General features: G+C 61.5%; 15 protein-coding genes and 1 pseudogene. 4 read left to right on the forward strand and 12 right to left on the reverse strand.

What is annotated here, in order from left to right; genetic code table 11:
* Nucleotides 1–6 precede the first annotated feature (6 nt).
* Nucleotides 7–1050, forward strand: coding sequence for a heme-dependent oxidative N-demethylase family protein (locus METH_RS17625; protein ID WP_044008490.1), 1044 nt, complete (start codon nucleotides 7–9; stop codon nucleotides 1048–1050).
* A 295-nt stretch (nucleotides 1051–1345) separates the two neighbouring features.
* Here METH_RS17625 and METH_RS17630 read toward each other — a convergent pair whose 3' ends face one another.
* The 6 genes and pseudogenes from METH_RS17630 to METH_RS24970 form a co-directional block, all read right to left on the reverse strand.
* On the reverse strand, nucleotides 1346–2002 hold the full coding sequence (locus METH_RS17630) for a helix-turn-helix domain-containing protein (protein ID WP_052348794.1): 657 nt from the start codon (nucleotides 2000–2002) through the stop codon (nucleotides 1346–1348).
* A 122-nt stretch (nucleotides 2003–2124) separates the two neighbouring features.
* Nucleotides 2125–2433, reverse strand: a complete 309-nt coding sequence (locus METH_RS25450; protein WP_245602920.1) for an ATP-binding cassette domain-containing protein — start codon at nucleotides 2431–2433, stop codon at nucleotides 2125–2127.
* 12 nt (nucleotides 2434–2445) lie between these two features.
* Entirely contained in the window at nucleotides 2446–2700 is a 255-nt protein-coding gene (locus METH_RS25455) for a hypothetical protein (RefSeq protein WP_024091829.1), read from the reverse strand.
* A 450-nt stretch (nucleotides 2701–3150) separates the two neighbouring features.
* Nucleotides 3151–3811 (reverse strand): annotated as a pseudogene (locus METH_RS25460) (branched-chain amino acid ABC transporter permease).
* A 191-nt stretch (nucleotides 3812–4002) separates the two neighbouring features.
* Nucleotides 4003–4515 carry a type 1 periplasmic-binding domain-containing protein gene (locus METH_RS24965; RefSeq protein WP_342667103.1) on the reverse strand — a complete coding sequence of 171 codons (513 nt, stop codon included), beginning with the start codon at nucleotides 4513–4515 and terminating at the stop codon, nucleotides 4003–4005.
* 15 nt (nucleotides 4516–4530) lie between these two features.
* Nucleotides 4531–4746: a hypothetical protein gene (locus METH_RS24970; RefSeq protein ID WP_024091832.1), complete on the reverse strand. Its 216-nt coding sequence runs from the start codon at nucleotides 4744–4746 to the stop codon at nucleotides 4531–4533.
* Nucleotides 4747–5555: 809 nt separating this feature from the next.
* Between METH_RS24970 and METH_RS17660 the strand changes: the two genes are divergently transcribed.
* The gene (locus METH_RS17660) at nucleotides 5556–6281 is read left to right on the forward strand and encodes a FadR/GntR family transcriptional regulator (protein ID WP_024091834.1); all 726 of its coding nucleotides are present in this window, start codon (nucleotides 5556–5558) and stop codon (nucleotides 6279–6281) included.
* Between the two features lie 21 nt (nucleotides 6282–6302).
* Here METH_RS17660 and METH_RS17665 read toward each other — a convergent pair whose 3' ends face one another.
* On the reverse strand, nucleotides 6303–7604 hold the full coding sequence (locus tag METH_RS17665; RefSeq protein WP_024091835.1) for an ABC transporter substrate-binding protein: 1302 nt from the start codon (nucleotides 7602–7604) through the stop codon (nucleotides 6303–6305).
* Nucleotides 7605–7766: 162 nt separating this feature from the next.
* Here METH_RS17665 and METH_RS17670 point away from each other — a divergent pair, with 162 nt between their 5' ends.
* Both METH_RS17670 and METH_RS17675 read left to right on the forward strand, forming a co-directional pair.
* A complete protein-coding gene (locus METH_RS17670; RefSeq protein ID WP_024091836.1) occupies nucleotides 7767–9113 on the forward strand; it encodes an NAD(P)-binding domain-containing protein in 1347 nt (448 codons plus the stop codon).
* Nucleotides 9114–9203: 90 nt separating this feature from the next.
* Nucleotides 9204–10208 carry a GlxA family transcriptional regulator gene (locus METH_RS17675; RefSeq protein ID WP_024091837.1) on the forward strand — a complete coding sequence of 335 codons (1005 nt, stop codon included), beginning with the start codon at nucleotides 9204–9206 and terminating at the stop codon, nucleotides 10206–10208.
* Between the two features lie 624 nt (nucleotides 10209–10832).
* Here METH_RS17675 and METH_RS17680 read toward each other — a convergent pair.
* From METH_RS17680 to hpaR, 5 genes are all read right to left on the reverse strand, one after another.
* Nucleotides 10833–11414: a sarcosine oxidase subunit gamma gene (locus tag METH_RS17680; RefSeq protein ID WP_044008491.1), complete on the reverse strand. Its 582-nt coding sequence runs from the start codon at nucleotides 11412–11414 to the stop codon at nucleotides 10833–10835.
* A complete protein-coding gene (locus METH_RS17685) occupies nucleotides 11407–14433 on the reverse strand; it encodes a sarcosine oxidase subunit alpha family protein (protein ID WP_024091839.1) in 3027 nt (1008 codons plus the stop codon). Before METH_RS17685 ends, METH_RS17680 begins: the two co-directional genes overlap by 8 nt.
* A complete protein-coding gene (locus METH_RS17690; protein ID WP_024091840.1) occupies nucleotides 14430–14717 on the reverse strand; it encodes a sarcosine oxidase subunit delta in 288 nt (95 codons plus the stop codon). Before METH_RS17690 ends, METH_RS17685 begins: the two co-directional genes overlap by 4 nt.
* A 15-nt stretch (nucleotides 14718–14732) precedes the next feature.
* Nucleotides 14733–15983, reverse strand: a complete 1251-nt coding sequence (locus tag METH_RS17695; protein ID WP_024091841.1) for a sarcosine oxidase subunit beta family protein — start codon at nucleotides 15981–15983, stop codon at nucleotides 14733–14735.
* Between the two features lie 273 nt (nucleotides 15984–16256).
* A complete protein-coding gene (gene hpaR / locus METH_RS17700; RefSeq protein WP_024091842.1) occupies nucleotides 16257–16697 on the reverse strand; it encodes a homoprotocatechuate degradation operon regulator HpaR in 441 nt (146 codons plus the stop codon).
* Nucleotides 16698–16750 lie beyond the last annotated feature (53 nt).

A 16750-nucleotide genomic window follows, 5' to 3' on the forward strand; every position in this document is an offset into this window, starting at 1 on the left:
AAGAAAATGACCATTCAATTCAACGACGAAACCTTCTACGGCGATTTCACCTTCAAGAACTCGGACTGGGCGATCAAGCGCTTCCCCTTCCCGTTCCACGAAGACAGCTACATGTACTCCGTGAACATGGAGCCGCATAAGTCCTACCGCCCCGGCTCGGTGTTTGAGCGCACCTTTGACGTGGACGAGCATTATGTGGCGGAAATGAAGGACCGCGCCCGCGTCCTGGCCAACGATCCGCTGCGCTGCCAGTCGCTGCCGCATATGACACTGGCCGGCTGGGACCTGGTCGAGCTGATCATGGAAGCCAAGGCCGCCGAATACCCTGACCTGTTCGAACTGCACAAGAACGGCAACCGCTGGCGCTGGGTCAACAAGCCGCTGGGCATCGACGACACCTTCACCTTCCTCGATGAAAGCACCCTGCCCTATGGGCCGATGGAATACATCACCCGCCAGACCCAGGGCGACTTCGCCCTGCTTGACCAGCGCGACGACAACCTGTGGATGGATGCCGGCATGGTCACCACCCAGGCGGACTGGTCCTTGGACTTCGACATCGGCATGAACTTCTTTGAATGGCATGCACCGGTGCCCAAGGCGAATGAAATGGGCATCTTCGTGCGTGCTCTGAAATTCCTCTTGAACATCCAGCAGGGCCAGCCGGCCCGCCGTCTGAATTGGACCATGACAGTCAATCCGCTGCTCGACACCTCCCCTGAGAACTACCACAAATGGGGCACCATGAAGCAGGGGCTGACGATGGAAAACATCGGTGAGAAACAGTACCTGCGGGTCGAGCTGCAGACCTTCTTCCGCCTGCCCCGCTCCAACGCGCTGGTGTTCCCGATCCGCTGCTACCTGATCCGGTTTGAAGACCTGGTCACGGTGCCGAAATGGGCACGCCGTCTTCACCGGGTCATCCGCGACCTGCCGGAAGAACTGGCCACCTACAAAGGCTTCATCGACAACCGCCCGCTGATGGTGGAATACCTGTCGCAGTTCGACGATGGCAGCCCGACCTCGGACGGTATCTGGCCCGACGAATAATCCCGAACCACCCCGGCGGGCCGTTCCCCCCCTGTCATTCAGGCCCGCCTCTCTGACTGCCGCTGCCTCTGGCGCGGCAGTTTTTTTGTGTACCGGGACATTCCCCCGCATCAGACGGCAGGCTGCGCCTGTCCCCTCGCAGCGTTGGACCGGGCGGCGGGCTTCGCGCGCTGCAGGCGGCAGCCGGGAGGTTTGCGGCAGGGTGCCGCCGCGCCGCGCATTGCGCGGCGCCGGGCCCAACTGTCAAGGGCATCTTCAGATGATCCGAAACAGGCGGGAGCAATCCCGCCACGGCTCAGCTCGACTGCGGATATGAAATGATCGACAGGTACCGCGCCGGCAGCTTGATCAGCTGTTCCGGACCATGCGGCGCGTCGGCGTCGAAAAACAGCGTATCGCCAGGCTTCAACGTGTAAACCTTGTCGCCATGCCGGTAATCCACCTCACCTTCCAGCATATAGAGCATCTCGACGCCGTCATGCTGGAAGGTCGGAAAGACATCCGACTCCTCGGTCAGGGAGATCATGTAAGGTTCCACCAAAACACCCGAGGCATTGGAGCCAAGATGCCCCAGTAACTGATACTGATGGCCCGCCCGCGTACCGGCACGCTCGGTCTCGACGCCTTCGCCCGACTTGGTATGCACTGCCTCACGGGTTTCTTCGAAACGGCGGAAAAAAGAAGTGATCGGAACGCTCAGCGCGTTGGCCAGCAATTGCAGCGTGGTCAGCGACGGGGATGTATTGCCGTTCTCGATCTTCGACAGCATCCCGATCGACAGCCCGGTCAGCGTGGCAAGATCCGCCACAGTGATTCCCTGCTGGCGCCGGAACGACCGGACCTCGCGGCCAATCGCCACTTCCAGAACTTTTTCCGCGCCGTCGCGGACCCGGTGCGGATCTTGAGAAAGGTTATTTGCCACTGCGTCGCTATCGTCTTTGGGTTTAGCCACTGCGTTATCTTCCTTCTGGACAGCCTCTGACAAGCGCGCAGCGGGCGGTACGCAAAAATTTTCCGGACACAAGAAACCACGCGAAAATTATTTTACTGCCATTACCACTTTTTCCCAAGCCCTTACCGCCACAGGAAAGAAATTTGTTGCTGAGCCGCCCAACTTTGCAGGAACGCTGACAGCACAACCCGGGTCATCCGGCCTGGATTTGCGCTTGCCAGCATTCGGAGCTGGATAAAGTCAGTCATCCAGCAGCAGCAAACAGGCCCCCAGAACCTAGCGCGTGCCGTCAAACACCACTGGTTTTCCGCCTGACCTCCCCGGTCTCCGCTGCGATCCGGCCCCATCGAAGGCTCATCCATCAAAAGCAACCGCGGCTTGGACATCAGCGCGCGGCCGATCGCCAGCATTTGCTGCTCGCCGCCCGACATAGTCTTACCCATTTAGGTACGGCGTTCGCGCAGACGCGGGAAACGCTTGAAGACATCCTCCAGATCCTCTTCAACCGCCTCCTTGTCCTTGCGCAGGAACGCCCCGGTGCGCAGGCTCTTCTCCACCGCCATGCCCAGCGCCCGCTGATGGCCGCGGAACAGATCCCCGGCCGGTTCGTGCGTCACATGCTCCAGCCCGAAGAACGCCAGCGCTTCCTTGGCGCGCGCTACTGCGCCGCTCCCGGTCCCAGCCGATGATCGCGGCAAAGATGTTGGGACGGAATGGCATATAGGTGCCGACCAGCGCATTCTCCAGCACGGTCAGCTCGGCAAACAGCGTCAAATGCTGAAACCTCCGCACCGCGCCGGGCCGCCTCATGTATCTGCAGGCCAGAATCGGGCCTGGAATGCGGCGGCGCCGCCCACGATGGCCCAGGTCAGCACATAGACCACCAGATCAATAACAAAGGCACCGGGGTTGATGGCGCCGACATAAAGCGCCAGCAGCGCACCGGAAATCCCGGCAAAGCCCCAGGCGATGGCAAAGGCCGGCGTCCGCTAGGCCCGCGCATTCACACCCGAGGCCTGCGCCAGCTTGCCCTGCCAATGCACCGCATGAAAGGTGGAGTGCAGCCCACCGGCAATTTCTCGATCCGCCACAGGATCCACAGGCAGACCGCCACGATGACCCCAGCGAAATAGTAGTAGGACGTGGGTTCAAAGAAATCGAACTGATAGAATCAGGCCGGGAAATTTGACAACGGAGCAATCCCCTTGCCCCCACCTTGGCGCCCGTGGCGCCGCCAGCGCCCCGGCGATCCCCGCCAGTTCCGCCCCGATGAACATGGCAATCCGCGCGGTCATGGTGATCGAAATCCCCTGCAGCGCCGCCGCTTCCGGATCCTGCGCCGGCGCGCGCAAAGCCCAGCCGAACCTGGTCCGCATAAAAAGTCCAAAGCGCCGGCAGCAGCACCACGGCGGCCACGATCACGCAAAGCCGCGCCACCGGAAGCCGTACTGTCTCGCTGAACACAATGACCTCTTGCGTCACCAGCGAATTATGCTCCATCCGCACACCGGACCCCATCACAGCCAGCGCCTGCAGGATCATCAGAAACCCGATCGAGGCGACCAGCCCGCCCAGCGGGTTGTTCCTCAAAGGCCTGAACAAGGCCCTTTCCATCAACAGGCCCAGACAGCCGGCAAACAACAGGCCGATTGCAATAGCGATAAAGAACGGCACATGCAGGTCTGCATACAGCGCTGCAATCGCATAGGCGCCCGCCATGAACAGTTCGCCATGGGCGGAATTGATCACCCCCATGACGCAAAAATCAGCACAAGCCCTAAGGCGGAACGGGAACATAGCTCGCAGCATACACGGCGTTCAGGCCTGTCTGCGCCAGAAGGTCCTATATATTGGATTGTCTCGTTTTTTTCAGTCAGTCTGCGGCGCGAAGAGCTGCCCCCGCGCCGCGGGATTACCTGCCTGAAAGATCAGCTGCGCTGATCCCACATCTGATCATAGGCCTGCATGTGTTTGAAGTTCAGATCACCGTGTTTGGCATATTAGTCGGGAATCGCACGGAAGTTCTTGATCCTGGCTTTGCCGCTCTCAATCACCACCACAGGCCAGTCGCCGACCAGCGCGCTGCCGATGCCAAGCAGCTCAGCGCCCAATTGGCCGGGGTGCCGGGCGTTGAATGCCTCAGAAAACCCATTCCGGCCGGTGAAATTGATCTTTTCGCCATTCAGCGCCGGTTCATCGAAATCCGGGAACTGGAAGACGAACCCTTCCATGAACTCTTCCGAGGTCTTGGCGATCATCTGGTCATAGAAATCCGCGGTGCAGGAAATGCTCTGCCCCTTGAACCCTTGCTGAAACAGCTGTTTGGCAATCCGATGCACGTAATCACTGTAGCAGGTATCGAGGCAGACAATATCCGGGTCCTTGCTGATCAGACGGGTGACAACCGGCGCAAAACCGGTGGTTGCCGGATCGAATAGCAGCGGCTCATCCAGCATCTCAATCCCTGCCGCCTTAAAGGCTGCCAGATCGGTCGCGACCGAGGGCAGCCCCAGTGCATCATCCTGCGCTCACATCACCGCGATCTTCAGCTCGGGCTTGTTCTCGGCCAGCCATTCCACACCAGTGACGTTGTAGATCCGATGCACCTCGGTCGGCGCGATCAGCGTATTGGTATCGGGCGACAGATCCGACGGCAGCAGGGCCGAGAACAGCATCCCGGTCTTGTCTGCCACCGGCTGCACACCGGGCCAGGTATCGCCGCCCAGCATCATGATAAAGCACACGCCGTTCTCGCGGATCAGCTTGGTGGCCCCCTGCGCGCCTTGGCCGGGTCGTATTCGTTGCCTTAAGCCACGAACTCGGCGTTATAACTGCCCTCGCTCAGCTTGATCCCGCCTGCGGCATTCACCCGCTCGGCCCAGATCCGGCACCCGTCCAGCCCGGGCTTGCCGCAGGCCGCCACAGCTCCGCTCAGCGGCGCCAGAAACCGATCTTGATTGTGCGGCCTGCGGTCAGCGACGCGGCCGGCAGCCCGGCATTCATCGCGGTAACCGCCGTCGACTGAAGGAACGTTTTCCGGGTCAGCCCGATTTCACGATCTTAAAACTCATTTTCTTCTCCCATGGTGGACCCGCCTGTTTTTAAGCGGCGGTGTTTTATGCGGAATGCGGCTGCGGACCTTGACGCCCCTTGATGTCAGCGCAAAATGACTGAGCCGGTTGGGGTGAATTGGCCCCATCCCGGACCAAGTCCAACAGCGATCTGGTTCACCGCAAAGCAATTTTCTGTCACATAACGAACCAAAAAAGCACCAATCCGGAACCACGTGCCCGGAAATGCGGCAATAGCAGCATCCAAAACCACACAAAAACAAGATCTTGCGGCATGTTTCAACAAGACGCCCGCTCAACCAATTTAAGAACCAATTTCTTTCAACTTTCTTGCCGCCGGGCCGAAGAATCGTTAGCCTCAAGACCAATCCCAGCTGTTTCAGACAGTTGCATTAAGGCCGCCGAAACGGGTAACTGCACTTCTGTCACAGCGATCAGGCGCAGGGGATTCCCCCGCCCATCCGGCCCGGAAAATACAGACCATGAGCTCAGCGGAAGACACCACCTCGCAAATCCTGACCACCCATTCGGTTGGCGCCACGGTGCAAGTCGTGATCGACACGCTGTTCGCCCGCATCAAGGCGGGCACCTATCCGGTGGACACCCGGCTGCCGTCAGAACGCACTCTGGCCTCGGAACTGGGCGTTGCCCGCAACACCGTGCGTGAAGCCTTGGATGTGCTCACCGGTCAGGACGTGATCCACCGCCGCCCCGGGTCCGGCAGTTTTGTCAAATTCCGCTCTGATCCCAAACCCGAAACATCCTATTCTTCACTGGCCAGGGAAGTTTCACCTCTGGACCATTTGGTGGTGCGCGGCATTCTGGAACCGGAACTTGTGCGCCTTGCAGTGATCAACATGACCCCGCGCCAGATCGAGGAGCTGGACCAGACCCTGTCCCGCGTCGAAGCCGTGCGCACCGATCCCGGGGAATTCATCGAGGCGGAGGAAGATCTCTACCGCAAAATTGCCGAGGGCACCGGAAACCCGCTGCTGCACTCCTGCTATGAGCTGACAATCGAGGCCTGCCGCCTGTCCTACCGCACCGCGCTGCGCCGCCGCCATCTGACGCCGCAACGGATCCAGGAATATCAGAAACGCTACAACACGCTGTTCAACGCCATCGCCTCACGCGATGTGGAATCCGCGGTGGAATTCATCAAGCTGCATCTGATCGACGAACAGAAACTGCTGCTGCAGGAGGTCTGAACCCGGCCGGACCCTGCCCGATCAGACCTTCACTGCGCGGGAGCTGACCTCACTGCCCGGCGCATCGCTTTCCAGCCGCTGGTGCCACAGCTGCCCCAAAGCCGCCATTTCGGATTTAAGCAAATCGGAATGCTGCGCCAGCCAGCCGGGAATCGATTTGAAAGCGGCAATCCGCGCCTTGCCTTCCTGGATGGTCACAACAGGCCAATCCCCAACCAAGGCATTGGAAATGCCGAATATATCCTCTCCCCACCATTCCGCATGGCCGAATGCGTGGGTGACATGGCCCAACTGTTTCATCGCCGCCAGCACTGATGGAGGCTCGACTGATCCCGCCTTTTCCACCGCGCTGTGCCAGATGTCGAGGATCGCCACATACTCCCAGCTTACCGCCGACCAGCTGCCTGGGAAACGGCGGTTGTACTCCTCGTAAAACACATGTGGCCGGTTAAAGAAGAACGCCTTTTCGCGCAGCAGCGGATCGTCAAAATCCGGGAACTGGAAAACCACGCCCTCCATGAATTCCGGCGACGTCCGTTCCACCAGCTGATCATAGCCGTCCATGGTGCAGCTGATGATCTGACCCTTGAAACCTTTGGCATAGGCATATTCCGTCATCGCATGCACCATCGGCGCATAAGACGAGCACCAGCACAGGATATCGGCGCCGCTCTCCAGCATCGGGTCCACCACCGGCCCCGGATCGCTGGAGCCCGGATCGTACTGCACCTCGCGCAGAATCGTTTTCTCTGCAGCCTTGAACGCCGCCCGGTAAACCGCTTGCGACGGCATCCCCAGCAGATCCGCCTGGCTGCACAAGGCCACGGTTTTCAATCCCGGTTTGTTCTCCGCCAGCCAGGCCACGCCGGTCACATTCTGGATCGGGTGCGCTTCGCTGGGGGCGATCAGATAAGGCGTATCGGGCGACAAATCGGATGGCAGCAGTGTCGAGGTCAGCACCTTGTTGCGCATCAGGAAATCGCGCACCGGCGCAAAGGTATCGCCGCCCAGCATCAGCATAAGCTTCACCTTATGCTTCTGCACCAGCTCCATCGCCCCCTCCAGCGCGCGTTCCGGGTCATATCCGCAATCATAGGAATGGATGCGGATCGGGTAGCGGCGGCCGCCGATCAGCACCCCGCCGGCCTTGTTCAGCCCGTCTTCCCAGATCCGGCAGCCATTCAGCCCGGGCAGCCCCCAGCTCTTTACCCGGCCCGAAAGCGGGCCAAGAAAGCCGATGTTCACCGTTTCCGTCATTTCCACCGACAGCCGCGGCAGCGCTGCGCGGGCCGTCAGCTGATGCACAAAACTCGTTGTCTTCATGGCTCGAATCCTAACAATAATTCTCTGTCCCGCCAGTCCATTGAATGAAAAATCTTATTCCTTCCGTGAAAATATGTTGACTCGGCGGCGTCATTTTGGACTAATTGGATCAGACCAAAGGAACCAAACTACAATATTGGTCCATACCAATGGGAGAGCCAAATGACCAAGAAACGCATTGCCATCATCGGCGCCGGCCCCTCCGGCCTGGCTCAGATGCGCGCATTCCAATCCGCCGCCAACAAGGGCGAAGAGATCCCGGAGATCGTCTGCTTTGAAAAGCAGGACAACTGGGGCGGGCTGTGGAACTACACCTGGCGCACCGGCCTGGATGAAAACGGCGAACCGGTGCATTGCTCGATGTACCGCTACCTGTGGTCCAACGGCCCCAAGGAAGGCCTGGAATTTGCCGATTATTCGTTCGAGGAGCATTTCGGCAAGCAGATCGCATCCTACCCGCCGCGCGCCGTGCTGTTCGATTATATCAAAGGCCGGGTGGAAAAAGCCGATGTGCGCAAGTGGATCCGCTTCAACTCGCCGATCCGCTGGGTCGAATACAACGAGGACGCCGGCAATTTCACCGTCACCGTGCACGACCACGCCAAGGACAGCACCTACAAGGAAGATTTCGATCATGTGATCTGCGCATCGGGCCATTTTTCAACCCCGAACGTGCCGTTCTACCCGGGTTTCGACTCCTTCAACGGCCGCGTTCTGCACGCCCATGACTTCCGCGACGCGCGCGAATTCAAGGGCAAGGACATCCTGATCCTCGGCGCCTCCTACTCGGCCGAGGACATCGGCTCGCAGTGCTGGAAATACGGCGCCAAATCGATCACCACCTCCTACCGGTCCGCTCCGATGGGCTTCAACTGGCCGGACAACTGGGACGAGGTTCCGGCTCTGGAAGCGGTCAAGGGCAACACCGCATTTTTCGCGGACGGCACCCAGAAAGAAGTCGACGCGATCATTCTCTGCACCGGCTACAAGCATTTCTTCAGCTTCCTGCCCGACGACCTGCGCCTGAAGACCGCCAACCGCCTTGCCGCGGCTGACCTGTATAAGGGTGTGGTTTTTGCCCATAATCCCAAGATGTTCTATCTCGGCATGCAGGATCAGTGGTTCACCTTCAACATGTTCGACGCCCAGGCCTGGTGGGTCCGGGATGCGATTATGGGCAAGATCGAAATCCCCTCGGACAAGGCAACCCTGCTGGCCGACGTGAAGGAGCGCGAAGAGCGCGAAGAAGCCTCGGACGACGTCAAATACGCGATCAAATACCAGGGCGACTACGTGCTGGAACTGATCGAAGAGACCGATTACCCGACCTTCGACGTGGCCGGCGCCTGCCAGGCCTTCTATGAATGGAAGGGTCACAAGGCCGAAGACATCATGGCCTTCCGCAACCATTCCTACAAATCGGTCATCACCGGCACCATGGCACCTATCCACCACACCCCGTGGAAGGATGCCCTGGACGATTCGCTGGAAGTATATCTGCAAAACTAAGCAGATCCGCCTGCGCCGTTTTCCTTCCTGGGCGGCGCAGGCACCTTTCGCCGCTGTGCGAATCCCTCTTCGCAAGCTAATATCCACCTTATGCAGCGCGATAAAACCATGACACTCGGCTTTCTGATTTTCCCCGGCTTTCCAATGGCCTGCCTCACTTCGGCTATCGAGCCGCTGCGGGCGGCGAATGAAATTGCCGGCACTGAAACCTTTCATTGGAAACTGGTCTCGGAAACCGGCGCCGGCGTGAACGCCTCTGCCAATGTGGCGTTTCAGCCCGACTGCGCCCTGGACCAGGCCGAGGACATCGACACGCTGTTTCTGCTGTCCAGCCCGCAAGGCAAGTTCGAGGACCCCAAAGGATCCAACGGCAAGCTGCGCCACCTGGCCCGCCACGGCACCACCATGGGCGCGGTGTCAGGCGGGGTGTTCCCGCTGGCCCGTTCCGGCCTGCTCGACGGGCACAGCTGCTCGGTCCACTGGTGCTACAAGGCCGCCTTCAGCGCTGAATTCCCATCGCTCGCCACGGTCGACGATGTAATTGTTCTGGACCGCCGCCGTTTTACCGCCAGCGGTGCTGCGGCAATGTTCGACTTGTCGCTGAAGCTGATTGAACAGGCCCTCGGCGACGCGGTGATGACCGAAGTCGCCTGCTGGTTCCAGCACCCGATGGTCCGGGCCGAAGGCGTGCGTCAGAAAATCCCCGCCTTCAAGACCGACAGCACCGCCGACAGCCTGCCGCCGCCGGTCGCCAAGGCAGTGGAGCTTTTTGCCGACAATCTGGAGCATCCGGTGTCGATCCGCGACGCCGCCAGCGAAATCGGCGTCTCCCCGCGGCAGCTGGAGCGCAGCTTCAAATCCGCCACCGGGCAAAGCCCCGCAATCTACTACCGCACCCTGCGGATGAACGCGGCCCGGCAGTTGGTGATGTACTCCCGGGATTCCATCACCTCGATCGCCAATGCGGTTGGATACGCCACCTCCTCCACCCTGTCGCAGCACTACCGCGACAGCTTTGGCGTCACCCCGCAGGAGGAACGCCGGAAGGTGAACCTGTTCCGGGTCCAGGACAACCGCCCCATTCCGTCAGCCTGACGCATCCCGGGCAGCAGCGGTGGGTTTTCCCGGCTTAACACAAATGCGCGCCCGGCTACTCTCCCTATTGGTACGCCCCCCTATTGGTACGGGCGGTGTTGAGAGGAACAGGCGTGTCTGCCCCCCATTGCCGCATATTGATCCGCCGCGCGGAAAGACGGATTGGCGTGCACCTGGATTACCTCCACCGCATTGCAAAGGTCAGCATGCCGCTGCTTTCGCAAAACAACAGGATCTTCGGCTTTCTTGCCCCCGATCGCCACGTGCCGGCAACGGCCTGCCAAGTTGTGCGGCACGCTTGCGGCGGCCTGCGGGAGCTGCGTGGAGGCGGAAATCAATCCCGCAATCGCTTCCGGCTTGGAGGAACAACTGATCACCGCCCTCCACCGGGCGGACCAACAGGCTCTGCTGCCGGACTTTGTCCCTGTTATCCGTCTGTCTGATGCCGTCACCGGCAGGCGCCAGGGTGATCCCGCAGCCTGCAGTGCGGCAGCTGAAGCTTACGGCGGGTCAGGACTGATCGAACTGCCGTTTGCGATCTGTCTGCCCTGCGGCGCCTCGCTGCACACCAATAGGAAAGCGCCGCACTGGAACAGGCGGCGCTCCCTTTTGTTTCAGCCCGGCTCAGATCACCGATTTTGCCGCTGCCAACAGCGCATGATGCAGGGAGCCGGCAGAGGAACGCGGGCCGATGATCGAATACTGCTGCCCCGGAGCATGGCACAGCAGGAAAACGCCCAGATGCTCCATCGAGGTCCGTACCGCACTCCCCGCCTTTCCGCCCCGGACATCAGCATTGCACAACCGTTCCAGCACATCGGAACAGCGCGCGCCCTCCATATCGAAGCGGCACCAGCCGTCGGTCTGTTCGACAACAGAACCAGCCTCGCCGACGGCCTGCTTCAGCTCACCCGCCAGCAGTTCGTGGCTGTCATGCGGTGCCGAGACCATCCACAGATCCGGCCCCATCCACCAGGTGGCGAATGCCCCGGTTTCTGTCCAGCCGGCTGGCCCGGGCAGCGCGCCGCCCAGATATGCGGCAGCGGCGGAATTCACTGCCTCTTCCTGCCCCTGACGCGCCGCCAGCGAGGCCAGCGCCCGGCCGGCGACCTCGCGGATCAGCAGCCCGGTAAAGGCATCGACCTGCGGCTCATGCCCGCCCAGCGGCGTAATGGCTTTCAGCCCATGATTATCAAACTTACCCACGGAGACGCTCCCCTTCCGGATCCACAAAATGCGCGCTGACAACTTCGACCTGGACTTCCTTGCCTTCCAGCGGGTTGACCGCGCGGATCACCTCGCCCAGGCGCGCGTCGCCGCGTTTCAGGAAGCCGATCCCGATCGCGCATCCCAGCACCGGTGAATAGGCGGCCGAGGTGATATAGCCCTGATCGGTGGCCGCGCTGACTTCGCCATCGGCGTTCATCAGATGCGACCCGGCCGGCACCGGATCGGCGGCGTTCACCGGCTTGAAACCGACCAGCTTCAGCGCATCCTCCCGGTTCATGCCTTCCCGCTCGCTCAGCGTATTGCCGATGCAGTCCTTCTTCTTGCTGACCATCCGGCCCATGCCGAGGTTCAGCGCCGAAGTTGTCCCGTTCAGCTCGTTGCCGGCCGCATGGCCCTTTTCGATCCGCATCACGCCCAGCGCCTCGGTGCCATAGGGCACCGCGCCGAACTCCTCTCCCGCTTCCATCAGCTTGCGCAGCAGCGCGTCGCCATAACGGGTCGGAACCGCGATCTCATAGGCCAGTTCGCCCGAAAAGGAGATCCGGAACAGCCGCGCCCGGCAGCCGCCCGCCACGGTGATCTCACCGCAGGCCATGAAGGGGAAACCCTCGTTCGAGATATCGAATTCAGGATCCACAACCTTTTGCAGCAGCTTGCGGGCATTGGGACCGGCCACCGCGAACTGTGCCCAGGCCTCGGTGGTCGAGATCAGCTGCACATCCATGTCAGGAAACAGGCACTGGCGCGCAAATTCCATGTTGCGGTAGACCAGAACTGCGTTGGCGGTGGTGGTGGTCACCACAAAATGATCCTCGGCAAAACGTGCGGCGGTGCCATCGTCATAGGCAATGCCGTCCTCGCGCAGCATCAGCCCGTAGCGGACCTTGCCGACCGGCAGCTTGGCAAAGGCGTTGGCGTACATCTTGTTCAGGAATGCCGCCGCATCCTTGCCCTGCACGTCGATCTTGCCCAGCGTGGTCACATCGCAGACACCGACCGAGTTGCGGGTCTGCAACACTTCGCGGTCCACCGACTGGCGCCAATGGGTTTCGCCCGCCTTGGGGAACCACTGGGCACGCAGCCACTGGCCGACCTCGACAAACTCCGCACCCTGCTCCTCAGCCCATTTGTGGCTGGGCGTCTTGCGGGTGGGGCGGAACTCCTCGCCCACCGAACGGCCGGCCATCACGCCGAAAGACACCGGCGTATAGGGCGGGCGGAACATGGTGGTGCCGACCTCGGGGATCTGTTTGCCCGCCAGCTCGGCCATGATCGCCAGACCGCCCATATTGGAGGTCTTGCCCTGATCGGTGGCCATGCCCAGGGTGGTGTAACGCTTCAGGTGCTCGACCGAGCGGAAGTTCTCCTGATGCGCCAGCTTGACGTCCTTGACTGTGACGTCGTTCTGCTGGTCCAGCCAGGCGCGGCCCTTGCCTTCTTTCACATACCAGAAGGGGGTCACGTTGACAGGCGCATCCTCGGCCTCGGGCAGATCGGCGGATTTGGCCTCGATCCCCAGGTCCGACAGCGCAGCAACCGCGCCCTCGGCCCCTGCGCGCAGGGCGGCAGCAGTCGAGAAATCGCCATTGGCGGCCCCCGCCACAGACATGTTCTGCGGCAGCTCGCCTGCGGGGACAAAGGCGGCAATGTCCTCGCGCCAGGCCGGGCGGCCGCGCTGGTGGCAGGTCAGATGCACATTCGGGTTCCAGCCGCCAGAGACCGCCAGCGCGCCGCAAGGCACATCGCGGGTGGCGCCATTGGCCAGACGCAACCGCACCGTTTCCAGGCCCAGCCGGCCCTGGGTGTCGGTCACCTGGGCACCGGCGAACAGTTCGGCACCGTCAACCTTGGGCGCATCCGGGCGAGTGTCGATCACCGCCGTCACCTTCACGCCCTTGGCGATCAGATCCGCCGCGGTGCGGTGGCCGTCGTCGTTGTTGGTGAAGACCGCAACCGTCTGATCCGGCGTCACCGCCCAGCGGTTGGCATAGGCGCGCACCGCCCCTGCCAGCATCACGCCTGGACGGTCGTTGTTCTCGAACGCAATCGGACGTTCGGTGGCGCCCGCCGCAAGCAGTGCCCGCTTGGAGTAGATCCGCCACAGGATCTGCCGCGGCCTGCCCGCTTCCGGTGCCAGCACATGGTCGGCGGTCCGCTCCACCGCGCCATAAATGCCGTGGTCGAAGGCGCCGATGATCGAGGTGCGCGGCATCACCCGCACATTCGGCATCGCGGCCAGTTCGGCCTGCACCTGCTCCACCCAGGCTGAGCCGGTCAGATCATTGATGCCGAAAGTTTCCGCATTCAGGCGTCCGCCCAGCAGGAAGTCCTCGTCCGCGATGATCACCCGGGCGCCAGCCCGGCCCGCGGTCAGCGCCGCCATCAGGCCCGAGGGGCCGGACCCGATGACCAGCAGATCGCAATGCAGGAAGCCCTTGTCGTAGGCGTCCGGGTCATCCTCAAAACTGATGCTGCCGAGGCCCGCGGCCTTGCGGATGATCGGCTCGTAAATCTTCTCCCAGAACGCCGCAGGCCACATGAAGGTCTTGTAGTAGAACCCGGCGGTCAGGAAGTTCGAGAACCGGTCGTTCACAGCCATGAAGTCATGCTTCAGCGACGGCCAGCGGTTCTGCGAATTGGCTTCCAGACCATCGTACAGCTCGGCGGTGGTGGCGCGGGTGTTCGGCTCCTGCCGGCCGCCGCTGCGCAGTTCGACCAGCGCGTTGGGCTCTTCCGACCCGGAGGTCAGCACACCCCGCGGGCGGTGGTATTTGAACGAGCGGCCCATCAGCCGCACGCCGTTGGCCAAAAGGGCCGAGGCCAGCGTGTCGCCCTCAAATCCCTTGTACCGCTTGCCATCAAACGTGAAGGTCAGCGCCTTGCTGCCCTTGATCAGCCCGCCATCCAGGCGGTTCACCTGCACGCCCTTGCGGGTGCCGGTGCTGCCATCGGCCTGGAACGCAACGGCTCCGGCATTCAGTATTGCATCAGTCATTTGCTGCGCCCCCTTGCCCGGGCCACATCGCGGGCCAGTTCGACAGTCAGGATTTCATGGGTCACGGTATTGCGGGTCACCACCAGCCAGGACCGGTCGCCCTGCTCATGGAACCACAGCTCGCGGTGCTCGCCGGCCGGGTTGTCGCGCAGGTACAGATAGTCGTGAAACTGATCCGCCGCGTTCTCGGCCTGCCAGTCGGGCCGGTCGATCAGCGCCGCGTCACCCAGGTAGGTGAATTCCTGGCTGTCCCGCGGCCCGAGGATCGGATGGTCTATAATCATCGTTTGCTCCTTTCCTCAGTGCAGGTTCGGCTGGGCGCCCTGGCCCTTTTCATCGATCATGCAGCCCTTGCGGAACCGGTCGAGCCGGTAGGCCGTGGCCACTTTGTGCGGGGTGTCCGTCGCCAGCAGATGCGCATAGCACCAGCCCGAGGCCGGGGTCGCCTTGAAGCCGCCGTAACACCAGCCGCCATTGAAATAGAGGCCATCCACATGGGTCTTGTCGATGAAGGGCGAGCCGTCCATCGACATGTCCATGATACCGCCCCAGCTGCGCAGCATCCGCACCCGGCCCAGGCTGGGGATCAGCGCCATGCCGCCTTCCATCACGTCCTCGACAACCGGCAGGTTGCCGCGCTGCGCGTAAGAATTGTACATGTCCAGATCACCGCCAAAGACCAGGCCGCCCTTGTCCGACTGGCTGCAGTAGAAATGACCGGCGCCAAAGGTGATGACCCCGTCCAGAACCGGCTTCAGCCCCTCTGACACAAAGGCCTGCAGCACGTGGCTTTCGATCGGCAGGCGCATGCCCGCCTTCTCCATCACCCGGCTCGACGACCCGGCAACGCAGCTCGCCACCTTGTTGGCACCGATGAAACCCTTGGTGGTCTCAACACCCAGACACTTGCCGTTCTCGATCCTGAAACCGGTGACTTCGCAATTCTGGATGATGTCCACCCCGCGCAGATCCGCGCCGCGGGCATAGCCCCAGGCCACAGCATCATGGCGCACGGTGCCGCCGCGGCGGTGCAACAGGCCGCCCTTGATCGGGAAACGCGCGTTGTTGAAATTCAGGAACGGGTACATGGCGCGGACGCCCTCCACGTCCAGCAGCTCCGCGTCCGATCCGTTCAGGATCATCGCATTGCCCCGCCGCCGCGCCGCATCGCGCTGCGCGTCCGAGTGCACCAGGTTCAGAATGCCGCGCTGGCTGACCATGGCATTATAGTTGAAGTCCTGCTCCAACCCTTCCCACAGCTTCAGCGACAGCTCGTAAAACGGCTCGTTGCCGTCCAGCAGGTAGTTCGAACGGATGATGGTGGTGTTGCGGCCCACGTTGCCGCCGCCGATCCAGCCCTTTTCGATTACAGCCACATTGGTGATACCGTGCTCCTTGGCCAGGTAATAGGCCGTTGCCAGCCCATGCCCGCCGCCGCCGATAATCACCACATCGTAGCTTTTCTTGGGTTCCGGATCGCGCCAGGTCGGGCGCCATCCCTTGTGGCCCGTCAGGGCCTCCTTGATCACTTTCAGGCCAGAGTACCGCATTTTGTCCTCACCAACTGTCACCGACAGATTTGTTGAGAAATGCGGCAATTCACAGAGTGATTTCGGACACTGGCAGCGCCATTTGCGGCACAATCAGGAATTCATCCATGCAGGCGCAGCATGGCATGCGGCGCAACCCCTGCGCTAAACACCACTCAAGAAACTGAATTATAATGAAAAATGCGTGATCAACTGGAAATACAGCCGACGCGCAACCCCCACCCGGTTTGCGTCACCCGCTCCAGCATTCGCGCCATATGCGTCAAAGGCGACTCACTCGGACAGATCGATCTGATCCAGCTCGTTCAGCAGGTCCAGCAGGGCCTCATAGCGCTCCGGCCCCATCTTGGCCCGGGTGCGGTTCATCAGCTCCAGACTCTCGTCAATGTTGTCGGCAATGACCCGGGTGCCCGCTTCAGAGATTTGCACCACCTGGCGGCGGCGGTCCTGCTGATCCCGCTCACGGCTGATCAGCTGCTTCTCCTCCAGTTTCTGCAGGATCCGCGTCAAACTGGGCAGCAGCAGGCAGGCCTTATCCGCAATCTGGGTCGGATCAATCGGCCCGCTCTCCTGCACCACGCGCAGAACCCGCCATTGCTGTTCTGTCAGGCCGGCGCCGCTCAGCAAGGCCCGGATCGGCCCCATCACACGCTCACGCGCCCGCAACAGCGCGATGGGAAGGGATCGGTCAGTGGCCGGCATCATCTTGGTCATATCCGATTATCACCGCCCTTACGGCTAAACGCAATTACCGCTTGAATTTCTTC

This window comes from Leisingera methylohalidivorans DSM 14336, assembly GCF_000511355.1.
In the GTDB taxonomy this organism is placed as follows: Bacteria; Pseudomonadota; Alphaproteobacteria; order Rhodobacterales; family Rhodobacteraceae; genus Leisingera; species Leisingera methylohalidivorans.

Excerpts from the sequence above, each read along its gene's own strand:
- METH_RS17675 (WP_024091837.1), top strand. The coding sequence starts at position 9,204 with ATGCAGCGCGATAAAACCATGACACTCGGCTTTCTGATTTTCCCCGGC.
- METH_RS17660 (WP_024091834.1), top strand. The coding sequence starts at position 5,556 with ATGAGCTCAGCGGAAGACACCACCTCGCAAATCCTGACCACCCATTCG.
- METH_RS17670 (WP_024091836.1), top strand. The coding sequence starts at position 7,767 with ATGACCAAGAAACGCATTGCCATCATCGGCGCCGGCCCCTCCGGCCTG.
- METH_RS17625 (WP_044008490.1), top strand. The coding sequence starts at position 7 with ATGACCATTCAATTCAACGACGAAACCTTCTACGGCGATTTCACCTTC.
- METH_RS17690 (WP_024091840.1), bottom strand. The coding sequence starts at position 14,717 with ATGATTATAGACCATCCGATCCTCGGGCCGCGGGACAGCCAGGAATTC.
- METH_RS17685 (WP_024091839.1), bottom strand. The coding sequence starts at position 14,433 with ATGACTGATGCAATACTGAATGCCGGAGCCGTTGCGTTCCAGGCCGAT.
- METH_RS17695 (WP_024091841.1), bottom strand. The coding sequence starts at position 15,983 with ATGCGGTACTCTGGCCTGAAAGTGATCAAGGAGGCCCTGACGGGCCAC.
- METH_RS25450 (WP_245602920.1), bottom strand. The coding sequence starts at position 2,433 with ATGTCGGGCGGCGAGCAGCAAATGCTGGCGATCGGCCGCGCGCTGATG.
- METH_RS17665 (WP_024091835.1), bottom strand. The coding sequence starts at position 7,604 with ATGAAGACAACGAGTTTTGTGCATCAGCTGACGGCCCGCGCAGCGCTG.
- hpaR (WP_024091842.1), bottom strand. The coding sequence starts at position 16,697 with ATGACCAAGATGATGCCGGCCACTGACCGATCCCTTCCCATCGCGCTG.